9 protein-coding genes are annotated in these 13640 nt (G+C 61.5%); 7 read left to right on the forward strand and 2 right to left on the reverse strand.

The window, feature by feature from the left end:
* Nucleotides 1-12: 12 nt before the first annotated feature.
* The 7 genes from SLW56_RS16410 (at nt 13) to SLW56_RS16440 (ending at nt 10029) form a co-directional block, all read left to right on the forward strand.
* A complete protein-coding gene (locus tag SLW56_RS16410) occupies nt 13-4224 on the forward strand; it encodes an RHS repeat domain-containing protein (RefSeq protein WP_226977731.1) in 4212 nt (1403 codons plus the stop codon).
* 10 nt (nt 4225-4234) lie between these two features.
* Nucleotides 4235-4663, forward strand: coding sequence for a hypothetical protein (locus SLW56_RS16415; RefSeq protein ID WP_152238364.1), 429 nt, complete (start codon nt 4235-4237; stop codon nt 4661-4663).
* Nucleotides 4664-4729: 66 nt separating this feature from the next.
* Entirely contained in the window at nt 4730-5038 is a 309-nt protein-coding gene (locus SLW56_RS16420) for a hypothetical protein (RefSeq protein WP_152238365.1), read from the forward strand.
* Between the two features lie 136 nt (nt 5039-5174).
* On the forward strand, nt 5175-6167 hold the full coding sequence (locus SLW56_RS16425) for an RHS repeat-associated core domain-containing protein (protein ID WP_320695178.1): 993 nt from the start codon (nt 5175-5177) through the stop codon (nt 6165-6167).
* Nucleotides 6164-6610 (forward strand): hypothetical protein, encoded by a 447-nt coding sequence (locus SLW56_RS16430; protein ID WP_157835421.1) that lies wholly within the window; start codon nt 6164-6166, stop codon nt 6608-6610. Before SLW56_RS16425 ends, SLW56_RS16430 begins: the two co-directional genes overlap by 4 nt.
* 272 nt (nt 6611-6882) lie before the next feature.
* The gene (locus SLW56_RS16435) at nt 6883-9030 is read left to right on the forward strand and encodes a S46 family peptidase (RefSeq protein WP_320695179.1); all 2148 of its coding nucleotides are present in this window, start codon (nt 6883-6885) and stop codon (nt 9028-9030) included.
* Nucleotides 9031-9414: 384 nt separating this feature from the next.
* A complete protein-coding gene (locus SLW56_RS16440) occupies nt 9415-10029 on the forward strand; it encodes a DNA-3-methyladenine glycosylase (protein ID WP_320695180.1) in 615 nt (204 codons plus the stop codon).
* Nucleotides 10030-10269: 240 nt separating this feature from the next.
* Here SLW56_RS16440 and SLW56_RS16445 read toward each other — a convergent pair whose 3' ends face one another.
* Nucleotides 10270-10764 (reverse strand): gluconokinase, encoded by a 495-nt coding sequence (locus tag SLW56_RS16445; RefSeq protein WP_320695200.1) that lies wholly within the window; start codon nt 10762-10764, stop codon nt 10270-10272.
* 266 nt (nt 10765-11030) lie between these two features.
* Nucleotides 11031-13457: an AAA family ATPase gene (locus SLW56_RS16450; RefSeq protein ID WP_320695181.1), complete on the reverse strand. Its 2427-nt coding sequence runs from the start codon at nt 13455-13457 to the stop codon at nt 11031-11033.
* Nucleotides 13458-13640 lie beyond the last annotated feature (183 nt).

The following is a 13640-nucleotide window of genomic DNA, read 5'->3' on the forward strand; positions in this document are numbered from 1 at the left end:
CAGGGGCAATCAATGTTCACTCAGCGGCAGGGATGGCGCACCGTCGTCCTATTCGTGTGTCTGTCCGTATCTGGTCTGCAGAACGCTCTGGCGGTCACGCCGGAAGACGAGTTCGACAAGCGCATTCGGACATCTCGTGAGATACAGCCCCTGGGCGACAAGCCTTTTGGCGAAGAAATCAGCCTTTACAACGGCGCACTGACCTTCAGGCAGGTGGATATCGATCAGCCTGGTATTGGGTTGCCGATTCAACTGATACGTACGTTCGATCCGTCCGACTCAAGCCCAAGAGAAGGAGCGGCACGGGCCTTTGCCGATTGGCGGCTGGAACTTCCTAGTATTCAAACGCTGACCACGAACGAAAATCAATTCTTTCGTGGTGATCGTTGCTCGAATTTTACCAAAGCGCCTGCAGTGGTGCTCAATGTCGGCCGTCAAGCACCGGTTATCTATACTGCCGAGCAATGGTGGGGCGGCTACCAGCTCATTATTCCCGGAATGGGGCGCCAGGATCTGCTGCGCCGAGATAGTTCAAATACGCTTTCGCCGCGGATGAAAGATGCCAGTGGCAATCAAATGTCATTCCCGATCGTCACGCGACAACATTGGATGGTCACTTGCCTTGCGCAGACTTCCAATGGGCAAGGCGGGCAGGGATTCCTGGTGGTTTCGCCCGATGGTACCAAATACTGGATGGATTGGCTGATCTACCGAGGTTACGACAATGTCGGATTCGCGCAACCCGGATTCGGGGGCGTTGCCCGCCAGATGGCGATGATGATGACGTCCCGCATTGAGGACCGCTTTGGTAACAGCCTTTCTTATCAGTACGACGCTAACGGAAATCTCGTAAAGATCCAGTCGAGTGATGGGCGTTCGCTGGTCCTGAATTATGAAACGTGGACCGGAAATAATACGTCTGATGTAGGAAGCAGAATAACCACCGCGACACTTCAGGCCTCTGACGCTCCGTCCAGAACCTGGAGTTACTCGTATGCCACGCTTTCTGACTCCAAGGTGCACTTGACCAGTGCGATCCTCCCGGATGGCAGCTCTTGGGCGATGGACGTCTCTGGGCTCGCGAGGTTTAGTGATCTTTCAACCATCACTTATGATGCTTATGACGGGTGTTCTTCGTTCAGTTATCGTCAAAGTGGGGGCTCCGCAAACATCTCGCTGAAACATCCTTCCGGATTGATAGGGAACTTTAGTGTTGGAACTTTGATCCGCGGGCGCTCTTATGTTCCGTTTTTATGTGACTCTAGCTCCCCTGGAAAGTTGACCCTCGAAATCCCCAATATTACAAAGGGTATCAACATTCTGTCTGAGCGCATTTCCGGTCCCGGTGTGTCGGAGCAGACTTGGACATATAGCTACTCGGCCCCCCAGGGGAGCTGGGCCAAGGACTGCGCATCTGGCTGCGCTACCACTGTCTGGACAGATCTTAAGTCGCCAACGGGAGCGGTAAGCCGGTATACCTTCAGTAATCGTTACGACTCTACAGAAAGTCAACTATTGAGCACCGAAATTTATGACGGTGCAGTTGGATCGACACTGCTGCGTCGTGAAGACTCGACATATGCGTCACCTTCGACAGGCCCGTGGCCCAAAGTAATAGGAAGTGTGCTACTCGATAATATCAATAGCGCTCAGGTCGGCACGATTTCTCCGGTCTCAGGTCGAGCCATCACTGAATCTGGTTCTTCCTATAATTATAAAGTGACTAGTTTCGACGTCTTTGGCCGGATGTCGGCTGCTAATCGCTACAGCCCTTGGCACCAGCGATCCGATCGTTTGGATTACAGCGATAACTACGAGAAGTGGATCCTGGGCCAGGTAGCCAAGCGCACTAATAGTGACACTGGGTTAGTGGAGTCGCAGGTCGACTACGATCCGTTAACCAGTCTGCCTGCAATTTCCTATGAGTATGGAAAGTTACGGCAGAAGTTCTATTACAACTCTGATGGAACACTCTCCTCTTCCGTTGACGGGGCTAACAATTCCACAAGCTTTTCGAATTGGAAACGGGGGGTGCCTACATCTATCCGCTTCGCTAATGGAGCGGCTATCAGCGCGAATGTAAACGACTATGGCTGGATCACATCCGTTACCGATGAGTCAGGCGCGACGACAGGCTATAGCTACGACGTGATGGGGCGCCTGACGAGCGTCACCTATCCGACAGGGGATAGTCAGAACTGGAACACGACAACGGCGACCTTCGAGCAAGTTGGGTCGTCGGAATATGGCTTGCCTGCCGGCCACTGGCGGCAAACAACCGCTACTGGAAATGCGCGGAAGGTCCTGTATTTCGATGGATTTCTGCGGCCGATTGTTACATATGAATATGACGCCGGTAATCCAGGAGCAACTGGGCGCTATCAACGTTTCTCTTATGACTATAAGGGTCGAGTGGCCTTTGCGTCATTCGCGGGAACCACTGATGCCCTCAGCGCCGGTACTAGAACGCAGTACGACACATTAGGTCGGACGACGTCTGTGTCTCTGGATTCAGAGCTGGGCACGCTGACAACATTGACCGAGTACCTAGCGGGAAATCAGACGCGCGTTACCGATCCGCGTGGCAACAAGACGGTAGCTGGCTACCAAGTGTTCGATCAGCCTGATTACAAGACGCCGGTCTGGATCCAGCATCCGGAAGGCGCCACCACCGAGATCAACCGCGACATCTTCGGCAAGCCGCTGTCCATCCGCCGCCACGACGCCAACGGCACCGTGTCGGTGACCCGCAGCTACGTCTACGACACCTACCAGCAGCTGTGCAAGACGGTGGAACCGGAAACCGGTGCCACCGCCAACGGCTACGACGCTGCCGGCAATCTCGCCTGGAGTGCGGCGGGCCTGTCGTTGCCCAGCACCACCTCATGCGATGCGGACTCGGCCTTTGCCTCCGGCCGCCGGGTCGATCGCAGCTACGACGTGCGCAACCGGATCAAGGCGCTGAGCTTCCCTGACGGCAACGGCAATCAGGCCTGGAGCTACTGGCCGGACGGGGCGGTCAAGCAGATCACCACCACCAACAACGGCGTCGCCACCTACAACAGCTACGCCTACAACAAGCGTCGCCTGCTGATTGCTGAAAGCCAGGGCCAGGCCGATGGCGAGACCTGGGCGCTGGGCTACGCCTACGATGCCAATGGCCACCTTGCCGCGCATCGCTATCCGTCGGGGCAGACGGTGGACTACGCGCCCAATGCCCTGGGTCAACCGACCCAGGCCGGCAGCTATGCCACCGGCGTGAGCTACTACCCGAATGGCGCGATCAAGCAGTTCACCTACGGCAACGGCATCGTCCACACCATGACGCAGAACGCACGTCAGTTGCCGGATACCAGCCAGGATGCCTACGGCGGCACGGCGTTCCTCAGCGATGGCTACGACTACGACGCCAATGGCAATGTCGCAGGTATAAGCGACGGCGCCACCGGCCGCAACCAGCGCGGCAACCGCACCATGACCTACGACGGCATGGATCGGCTGACCAAGGCCGAGTCGCCGATGTTCGGAACCGCCACCTATAGCTACGACGTCCTCGACAACCTGACCCACGTCGTAGCCCCCGGCCGGGATCACTACTACTGCTATGACGTCAATTGGCAGCTGACCAACGTCAAGACCGGTGGTTGCGGCGGCAGCACGGTCATCGGCATGAGCTACGACCCGCAGGGTAACCTCAGCAACAAGAACGGCCAGGCCTTCGTGTTCGACTACGGCAACCGCCTGCGCCAGGCGACCGGCAAGGAGACCTACCGCTACGACGGCAACGGCCGCCGCACGCTAGCGCTGCAGAGCGCCGGCAACATCGGCTCGCTGTACGATCAGTCCGGCGCACTGCGTTTCCAGAAGAACCAGCGCCAGTCCAAGTCCACCGACTACATCCTGTTGGGCGGCAGCCTGGTCGCCGAAGCCGACTGGCCGCTGGGGCAGCTCGCTTCGGTCAAAGACTACGTGAACTGGAGCCCGGTCTCCGGCGCGACCCGCTACGTGGTGGAGGAGAGCGTGGATGGCGTGACCTGGACCTCGGTGTACGACGGCGGCCAGGGCAACTGGACCTCGTTGGCCAGGCCGGCAGGGACCTATTCGTACCGGGTGACCGCTTGCACGGCGGACGGCAACTGCACCGCGGCTTCGAACGTGACGCACGACCAGCGACCTGCGGTGGACATCGTGCCGTTGCTGTATCAGCTGCTGTTGAACGGCTAGGTCCAGCTGGGTGACGGTTGAGCTCTTTGCTGTCGCGGCCAGAAAAGCTGTAGGCATTAAAAGCGACGAACAACGGATAAAAAAAGGGGATGAAATGAGCTTGAAGATGATGGGGTTGCTGTTGGCAATTGCAGCATCATGTTTTTCTTACGAGGCGGACGCCGCCATGCAAGTGGTCTGGACGGGGAAAATCACCTACGTCGAGAACGGCTGGTACGGCGAAGGCATGGTGATTCATACCTCCAACGATGGCCCATCCGGGTGTTCGGCTCCCCTGAACGACTTCGCGATCGACAAGGATCATCCGTCGTACAAGGAGCTGACGGCGATGGCGCTGGCTGCATACACCAGTAATTCGGATGTTGAACTCCTGGTCGACTCGGGCGTATGCATTTTCGGTAATCGCACCAAAGTCATTTCCATACGGCTGAAGAAGTAATGATCTGGAGGGCGTCGCGCTTTTTTGCACGGCGCAGATTGATCCAGTTTCAAGAAGAGAAGAAATATGAAATATAAAATGGGCCTGCCGTTGATGCTCGCTTTGCTGAGCTGGCAAGCATCGGCAAACGAATCGATGCAGAATGTCGACGTCGTGCAGTTGGGAACGTATCAAGCTCATACCGATCATTTTGTCTGGCTGTCGGACACGCCAGCGGAATGCAAGGCCACATCCGGAAACCACGTCCTGCATTTCCAAGACGACCAGCCCGGCGGTAAGGCGCTGCTGGCAGTGTTGATGACTGCACTGGTGAACAAGCGCAAGATCGATGTGCAGACCAATGGCTGCGACATTGTCGAGATCTACTTGAAGTAAGCCTGCTCTGGCGGAGTCTGCTCCGTAGATTCCGTTGTACCGAAATGTTGCTATGGGAAGCGTTGTCGATCCGGCTTCTACGAGAAAAGTCGACTCTACATCGCGTATCGATGGTTCCAACTCGCAAGGACGAGTGATGTCAAATTTCCAGGGGATTCGTGCGATATTGCGTCTGATGGCCGCTACCGCTCTCTATTCTGTAGTTGCTTTCACTGCATCGGCGCAAACTGTCCGCTATGTTCATACGGACGGATTAGGGTCTGTTGTGCTGGTGACAGACAATAATCGTAATATTGTTGAACGTAGTGAATATGAACCCTACGGAAATTTACTGAATCATCCAATATCGGATGGGCCTGGATACACGGGCCATGTGAACGATGCTGCGACTGGACTTAATTATATGCAGCAAAGGTATTATGATCCCCAAATTGGTAAATTTCTTTCAGTTGATCCGGTCACGCCGTACAGCAAGCCCGGGAAAAATTTTAATCGATATAATTACGCAGCGAATAACCCCTACCTATTTGTAGATCCAGACGGTCGCTATGAGTGCACCCGAAAAGGCGGAACTTGCAATTTCCACGATGCCAAAATTGCTGAATCTTATGTCTCCACGGCGCAGAGAAGCTATCAAAAAATGGCAGAAGGCGCTGCTAAGGATCGACTTGGGAAGATTCTTGGAATGGTAGGCACAGCCAACGATGGAAATGGATTTTCAATAAATTTAACTAATCTTAGTGATGACCATTTGGGGGAATTGACGGCTAAGGGCATGGATTTAGATCCTAGTCAAATATCAGCAGTCGCGTCTGGACTCAATATTTCAGCGAAAATGCTGGCTGCCGGAATAATTGGGCATGAGGGCTCCCATAAATTGGACTCAATGCAGCCGGGATTCAACAGGAATTTTTATCCGGCTACCGGGCTTGAGCGAATGCTTACTGAATTACGTGCATATGGGATGACGTCAGCTATTGGCAACGTTCTAAGAATAAATAATGGCGTTAATATTCCGGGAATGTCACTCCAGGAACGGGAACAGCGCATATGGGAAAGTGCAAAACAGTCGTGGGAATCTGCGTGTAATGGTAAGCAAAGTTCAAGCTGCTCTGGTTACAAGCCATGAAATTTTTGTTTTCGGTCTTTTTCTTTGCTGCCGCATCGTGTTCTTCATGCTCCAAGAGCGGTGAAGGAGAGGATTTTTGTAAAGCAATCCACTCAAGATTTTCTACTCAGAATGTTGAGGTTCATGGCCTGAAAATCTACGGTAATATTTATCATCCAAGCATTGCTATTTCCACCAAATGTATGAAACCAGCATTTAACTTTTGGAGCTTTGATGCGCCTAGTCCCACGGAACAGGAACGCAGCATGAGAATCAAGAAATTTAATATGGCGGTTTACGCGTCTGTATCAAAAAAAAGCGGCATGTTTGAGTTTGATGGACTGGTGAGGGTCAATCCAAATAAAAACTTGGTGACCCTCACAGATGTAAAAAGTTTTCGGGAATTAGATAAGGCAGAGGCAGACAGGATACTGACTGAGCTGCGCTCTAGTAGAGACGAATAATTTTTTGCATTTCAGACAAATTATTTTAGATGGTTCATGGGGGCTCGTTAGGTCGTGGCTTTCTGGTGACGGGGTAGGATCACTTATTCAATGGTATGCATCTGTATATATGTTCGTAGGAAGTGAGCTGACCGTGCGCTCGTTTTTGTCGGGAGCATTCTGGACCTTTCTTGGTAAAGATCACATCCACCGATGAATGGATCGGCGTCTTGGTTGCTGCGATCGCATTGGCCGGCTAAGGTCGCGGTTACGTTCTTTGCCTCCATTTCCGCATGCCCTTGCCCAATTCCCTTGCCGCCTCTCTTGCCCTAAGCCTCGCCCTCACCACTACCGCCCACGCCGACGAAGGCATGTGGATGCCGTCGCAAATGCCGGAGCTGGCCAAGCCGCTGCATGAGGCAGGCTTCCAAGGCGATCCCCAGACGCTGGCCGAGGTGACGCAGCCGCCGCTGAGTGCAGTGGTGAAGGTCGGCGGCGGGACCGGGGCGTTCGTGTCCGCGGACGGGTTGCTGTTGACCAATCACCACGTCGCCTACGGGGTGATCCAGTACAACACGTCGGCGAAGGAGAACCTGATCGAGAATGGGTTCATCGCGCGGGATCGTGCCGACGAGCGCGCGGCCAATCCGGACTTCCGGGTGCTGGTGACGGTGGGTTTCGACAAGGTCACCGATCAGGTGCTGGGGTCGGCCAAGGGCAAGACCGGGCGCGCTTACTACGATGCGGTGGATGCGGCGAGCAAGCGCATCGTCGCCGATTGCGAGCGCGAGGCCGGGGTGCGTTGCAGTGTCGCCAACATGTATTACGGCACCGATTTTTACCGGATCCGCCAGCTGGAACTACGCGACGTGCGCCTGGTGTATGCGCCGCCGCGGGCGATCGGTAACTACGGCGATGAGATCGATAATTTCATGTGGCCGCGGCACAGCGGTGATTTCACCTTGCTGCGCGCGTACGTGGGCAAGGACGGCAAGCCGGCGGACTACAGCGCCGACAACGTGCCCTACCAGCCACCGGCGCATCTGCAGATCGCCACCGATGGGCCGAAGACCGGGGATTTCGCCATGCTGGCCGGCTATCCCGGCATCACCTATCGGCATCGCACGGCGGCCGAGTTCGCCGAGCAGGTGGAGGCGACGCTGCCGCAGCGGGTAGCGGTACTGGACCAGTTGATCGAGGTGATCGAAGCATCGGGCAAGGCCGACGCGGAAGCGCGCACGCGCTACGCGTCGCAGCTGCAGTCGCTGAAGAACAACCGTAAGCGGGCCGCCGGTGAGCTGGAAGGGCTGCAGCGCAGCGATGCGGTGCGGCTGCGTGCGGAGGACGAGCGCGGCATGCTTGCGGCGACCCGCGGCAGCGATGCGCGCGATATCGCGGCGCTGCAGAAGGTACTTGGCCAGGCCTCGGCGCTGCGCGAGCGCGATCTGCTGCTGGGCTTGATCGCCACGCAGACCCAGGCGCTGCGCTCGGCACTGACGCTGGAGCGGCTGCGACTGGAGGCGGGTAAGCCCGACGATCGGCGCGAGAGCGGCTACCAGCAGCGCGACCTGGCGCTGATCGAAGGGATGCTCAAGCAGGTGCAGCGGCGCTATTCGCCGGCCGTGGAGAAGGCGCTGCTGACCACGCTGCTGACGCGCTACCAGCAGTTGCCGGATGCGCAGCGGGTGCCGGAGTTCGATGCGGCGTTCGGGCGGACCCCGGCGCAATTGCAGGCGGCGCTGGACAAGGCTTATGCCGGCACGGCGCTGGGCACCGAGGCCGAGCGGCTGTCGCGCTTCGCCGCTGCGCGCGAAGGCAAGGCGCCTGCGGCCGATCCGTTGCTGGCGCTGGCCGCCACGCTGGTGCCGGCGCAGCTGCGGCTGGACGACGAACGCAAGGCGCGCGAGGGCGAGCAGTTGCGGCTGCGCCCGGCCTACATGCGTGCGCTGTTCGCCTGGCGCAGGCAGCAGGGTCGTGCGGTGTATCCGGACGCCAACAGCACGCTGCGGATCAGCTATGGCCGCGTCGAGCCGCTGGCACCGCGCGATGCGGTCAGCTTCGCGCCGCTGACCACGGTGGCCGGCATCGTCGAGAAGAACACCGGCAAGGAACCGTTCGATGCGCCCAAGCCGCTGTTGGCGGCGATCGCCAAGGGCGATTTCGGCAGCACGGTCGATCCGCAGTCGAAGACGCAGCCGGTGAACTTCCTGACCAATCTGGACACCACCGGCGGCAATTCCGGCTCGCCGGTGCTCAATGCGCGCGGCGAATTGATCGGGCTGAACTTCGACAGCAACTGGGAGGCGGTCAGCGCCAGTTGGTGGTACGACCCGCGCTACAAACGTGCGATCCATGTGGACATGCGCTATCTGCGCTGGTTGATGGCCAAGGTGTATCCGGCGCCGCAGTTGCTGAAGGAGTTGAACGTTCCGCAGGAGTGAGTGGGGCAGGTTGGGGATGCGGGCGTCGTTTGGCGTTGCTTCGAGCAGAATAGGGTAGGGCATGTGATGTGCTTTGTCCTGATGCGACGGCCACATGGCCTGGTGCAGTCCGCTCGCCGTCACAGCGCCGAACATGCTCTGCGGCTCGGGCGCTGTCTCAATAAAGGAATTCGTCACCGCTCACCGCGCTGCGCTGCCGCGATCGGAGACCAGGAAGATGATCGTGGTCCTGGAAACCTCCATGCGTCGGGACTGAAGTCCCTCCCACAAGCGGCAGCATGCGCTGCGGTTGGCGAGATGACGTGTTCGATTGAGACCGTGGAGATGCGGATGCACCGGTGGTGACTCACGAAGCGACCTCGCTGCAGGGCTTAGACTGATCGCATGGAGTTGCTTGTCGCCAAGCCCTTGCCGCGTGCGTTCTATGCCCGCGATGCCCGCGTGGTGGCGCCGAAGCTGTTGAACAAGCTGCTTGTCACAGCCGATGGTCGCTGCGGGCGCATTGTCGAGGTGGAGGCCTACTGCGGTGCAGAGGATCCGGCGGCGCATTCGTTTCGCGGCATGACCCCGCGCACGCGGGTGATGTTCGGCCCGCCTGGACATCTGTACGTGTACTTCATCTACGGCATGCATTGGGCGCTCAATGCGGTATGCGGTGGCGCGCCGGGGCATGCGGTGCTGATCCGCGCCTTGGCGCCTGTGGCCGGGATCGAGGCGATGCAGTTGGCCCGCGGTGCGGTGCGCGTGGCCGATCTTACGCGTGGGCCGGGTCGGCTGGCCAAGGCGCTGGGCGTGTCGGGCGCGGACAACGGGCTGGACCTGACCACGCGGCAGTCGCGCCTGTGGCTGGGGCAGGACGGGACGCCGCCGCCTGCCGCGCCGGTCGTCACCACACGGATCGGCATCAGCAAGGCGATGGACGCGCCGTGGCGCTGGCATGTGCCCGACGAGCCGAACGTGTCGCGCTTTGTGGTAAGTCGGGCGAAGCGCCGCGGGTAGCGTGGCGCTTGTAGGCATCGTCGCACTACACGCTGCAAGAGAGTCGGCGCCTCGCCCGCCGTCACGAGTGAAAGGCCGCAATGCGGTCGTGACGGAAGGCGCTTTGGCCCGGAGACGAACGCATTTCCTCAGGGACTTTCGCTTCGTTCGTCGCGGCTGACGCCGTTCCTACGGTGGGCAACCTGCGTCACCATCGCCACAAACGGGCGCATGGCTGAGGGTATGCCGACAAGGCACACGCTAGGCGATCGCGGCGCTCGCATCCAGTTGCGCGATGGCATCGGCCACGACCGTGGCAAACGGTGCGTCCACGTCCACCGAGATCACGTCTGCCTCGTCCAGCGGCAGTTCCAGCGTGTCGAGCTGGCTTTGCAGCAGGGCTGGTGGCATGAAGTGGCCGTGGCGCGCGGCCAGGCGTTCGGCGATCACGTGCGCGGCTGCGTGCAGGAACACGAAGCGCATCGGCACGCCGGTGTCGCGCAATTGCTGCCGATGTGCCTTGCGTAGCCCGGAGAAGGCCAGCACGACGCTCTGCCCGGCATCGACCGACGCGCGCAGGCGCTGCGCCAGGGCCGCGACCCAGGGCGCGCGCTGCGAGTCGCTGAGCGGGATGCCATGCGCCATCTGCGCCTTGGCGGCGGCGCTGTGGAAGTCGTCGGCGTCCAGGAAGGTGAGTCCGTAGTGCGCCGCCAGTGCCCGGGCGACACTGGTCTTGCCACTGCCGGACACGCCCATCACGACGATGGCTTCGGCGCGCGGCGGCGGGGATGAGGGGATGTGAGTCACGTGCTGCGGTCCCGTGGGGTCGCCCGCATGATGCCAGCGTGGGCGTTGTGTGGACGTCAGCGCTTCTGTACTGGGTCTTGCGCTGTTGTTGAGATGTGCGCCGTGGCAACTGGGTTCTGTGTGGATCCTGGCGTCGGGGCTGAAGCCCCTCCCACAGGAGCTTCGGCCAGCTCTTCCGATCGCACAGCGCGCGCTTGGCTCTTCCGGCTCGGCGTCTACATCGTCGCGTTCGCCGTCTCGACCAGATCGTCCCACTGCAGTCGCGTGCCGGACGCATCGTCGCTGTGCTGCAAGGTGCGGCGAACGGCGCGACGCATCGCGCGGCTGATCCAGTTGTGCAGGTCGCGGCCGGAGTGGCCCTCGCTGCGCTCGGCGACCCAGGCCGCCGCAGCGTCGGCATCGAGGTCCAGCGGCTTGCCGCGCAGCAGGCGCGCGACGATGGCGACGCGCGCCGCGTGGTCGGGCAGGGCGATGACGATCTGCCGGTCCAGCCGCGACAGCAGTGCCGGATCGATCGCGGCGGCATGGTTGCTGGCGGCCAGCAGGAACACCTGGCCCGCGTGGCTGGCGACGCCGTCCAGTTCCTGCAGCAGTTGGCCGACGATCTCGCGGGTGAACGCGTCGTCGCCGTCGGCACCGCGCGCCGGCGCGACGATGTCCAGTTCGTCGACGAACACGATGCACGGCGCCTGCGCCCGCGCGCGCTCGAACGCCGCCTGCACGCGCTGGCCGGACTGGCCGAGGTAGCCGGCCTTGAGGTCGGCGCTGCTCAGGGCGATGAAGGCCAGGCCCGACTGGCTGGCGAGGATGCGTGCGACCTGGGTCTTGCCGGTGCCCGGCGGGCCGACCATCAGGATCCCGCGCGGCACCGGCACGCCGAGCGTGGCCAGGGTCTCGGCATTGCGCAGTTCCTTGCCCAGGCCGACGAACTCCTCGACGGTGGCCGCCGGCAGCACGATGTCGTCCCAGCCGAGCGTGGCGACGGCAGTGGAGCCTTTGCCGCGCAGCGCGCGCAGGTGCGCGAGCAGGGTGGCGTTGTCCAGCGTGCCGTCCACGCACTCGGCGGCGACGCGCGCGACCAGCGTGTGCAGGTCGCGACCGGACAGGCCGGTGCTGTCGGCGATCGCCTGCGCGTCCGGCTCCAGCGCGAAACCGGCCCGTCGCAGTTCGGCGCCGAGAATGCGCGCGCGCGCCGCGGCGTCGGGCAGGCCGATGGCGATGCTGGCGGTGAAGCGCGACAGGATCGCGTCGTCCAGCAGCGCCGGGCGGTTGGTCGCGCCGATCACCAGCACCTGGCCGTGCGCGGCATGGAAGCCGTCCCATTCGGCAAGAAAGGTCTGCACCAGTTCGGCGCCGAAGCTGTCGCTGTCGGCGCCGCCGCGGCGCGCGAACACGCTTTCGCATTCGTCGATGAACAGGATCGCCGGTGCGTACTCGCGGCAGCGCTGCCAGATCGCCTGCACCTTGGGGCCGGTGTGGCCGACGTGCGCAGCCTTCAGGTCGGCCACGCCCAGCGCCTCGAAATGACAGCCGGCATGACGCGCGAGCTTGCGCGCGATCAGGGTCTTGCCGGTGCCCGGCGGCCCGTGCAGGAGCATGCCTTTCGGTGCTGGCTGGCGCCCGGACACGAACAGGTCCACCAGTTTCAGGATCTGGTCGAGCGTGGCGTCGGGCAGGGCGACGTCGGCCCAGTGCCGTTGCACCGCATCCAGGCTCTGCAGCCGCTGCTGCAGCGCGCGTTGCTGGCCGCGCGCGACCTCCCAGGCCTGCACGTGGTCGTGCAGCGCAGCGATCGGTGCGACATCGACGGCGGCGTCTTCGGCCAGTGCCAGCGCCAGCGATTGCAGCGACGGCGCAGCGTCGGCGGCCAGATCGGCGTCGAGGAGGATCAGGGCCGCTGCATGGCGGGCATCGGGCAGCACGATCAGCGCCTGCAGGCGCGGGTCCTCGCTGCCGTCGTGCAAGGCCAGCAGCCGCGCAGCGGACAGGTCGCCCTGCGTGGCGGGAATGGACCAGCGCCCGTGCAGGGCGCGCTGCGGCCATGGCGCGCGGGTCACCGTATACGTCGTCCCTGCATCGCGCGACCCAGCATCGGCCACCTGTACCAGCGCCAGCGGCAGGCGTGCGAACGTCTGCAGCGCGCGCCGCTCGTCATGGCTGTGGTGCCAGGCGAGCAACTGCGCACCGGCGACGACCAGCAGACCGTACGCCAGCAACGAGGGCAGCAGGCTTTGCAGCAGCAGGCCGCCATCGCCGTGCAGGCCGACCTGGCGCCACCAGACGAGGAAGCTGCGCGTCTCGCCCAGCCAGTGTGCGCTGGTCCACGGCAGCACCAGCACCAGCATGCCGATCAAGGCCGCGCGCCAGCGCCAGTCCGGCAGCAGCGGCCGCAGCAGCAGCGCCGGTCCCCAGGCGCGGCGGCGCTCGCGCCGTACCGCCGCCCGCGCCGCGATCCTGGCGTGCGCAGCGAACCGGCGCCGGATCGCGGCAACCGCCTGGTCCACCGCCGGCAGATGCCGCTCCACCTCCGCCTCGGCCTGTGCCTGCCGCGCCTGCGCCTGCTGCACCTGCGCGAGCAGGCGCTGCGTCTGCTGTTGCAGCGACGGTGGGGGCGTCGGCACGGCGGCCGGGATGCCGGACATCAGCGGGAGCGGGCGCAGGTGGTCACCGCGCGCATCTTAGCCCGAGCGCCGGTGGGGCTGCGGTGGCTGGAGGCAGGTTGGATGTTGCCCTTGCTGGACACGGCAGGCTGGCGCGTGAAGCGTTCGCTGCCATTGGAGGACGAATCTTGGAGAAAGATAGGGCGCGAGGCGCACGTGGGGTCT

The sequence above is a fragment of the Xanthomonas sp. LF07-6 genome (assembly GCF_034105445.1).
Taxonomy (GTDB): Bacteria; Pseudomonadota; Gammaproteobacteria; order Xanthomonadales; family Xanthomonadaceae; genus Xanthomonas_A; species Xanthomonas_A sontii.

Bases quoted from the DNA above. Each gene is read 5' to 3' on its own strand.
- SLW56_RS16410 (WP_226977731.1), top strand. From the start codon at position 13: ATGTTCACTCAGCGGCAGGGATGGCGCACCGTCGTCCTATTCGTGTGT.
- SLW56_RS16445 (WP_320695200.1), bottom strand. From the start codon at position 10,764: ATGGGCGTGTCCGGCAGTGGCAAGACCAGTGTCGCCCGGGCACTGGCG.
- SLW56_RS16425 (WP_320695178.1), top strand. From the start codon at position 5,175: ATGTCAAATTTCCAGGGGATTCGTGCGATATTGCGTCTGATGGCCGCT.
- SLW56_RS16435 (WP_320695179.1), top strand. From the start codon at position 6,883: ATGCCCTTGCCCAATTCCCTTGCCGCCTCTCTTGCCCTAAGCCTCGCC.
- SLW56_RS16450 (WP_320695181.1), bottom strand. From the start codon at position 13,457: ATGTCCGGCATCCCGGCCGCCGTGCCGACGCCCCCACCGTCGCTGCAA.
- SLW56_RS16440 (WP_320695180.1), top strand. From the start codon at position 9,415: ATGGAGTTGCTTGTCGCCAAGCCCTTGCCGCGTGCGTTCTATGCCCGC.
- SLW56_RS16430 (WP_157835421.1), top strand. From the start codon at position 6,164: ATGAAATTTTTGTTTTCGGTCTTTTTCTTTGCTGCCGCATCGTGTTCT.
- SLW56_RS16420 (WP_152238365.1), top strand. From the start codon at position 4,730: ATGAAATATAAAATGGGCCTGCCGTTGATGCTCGCTTTGCTGAGCTGG.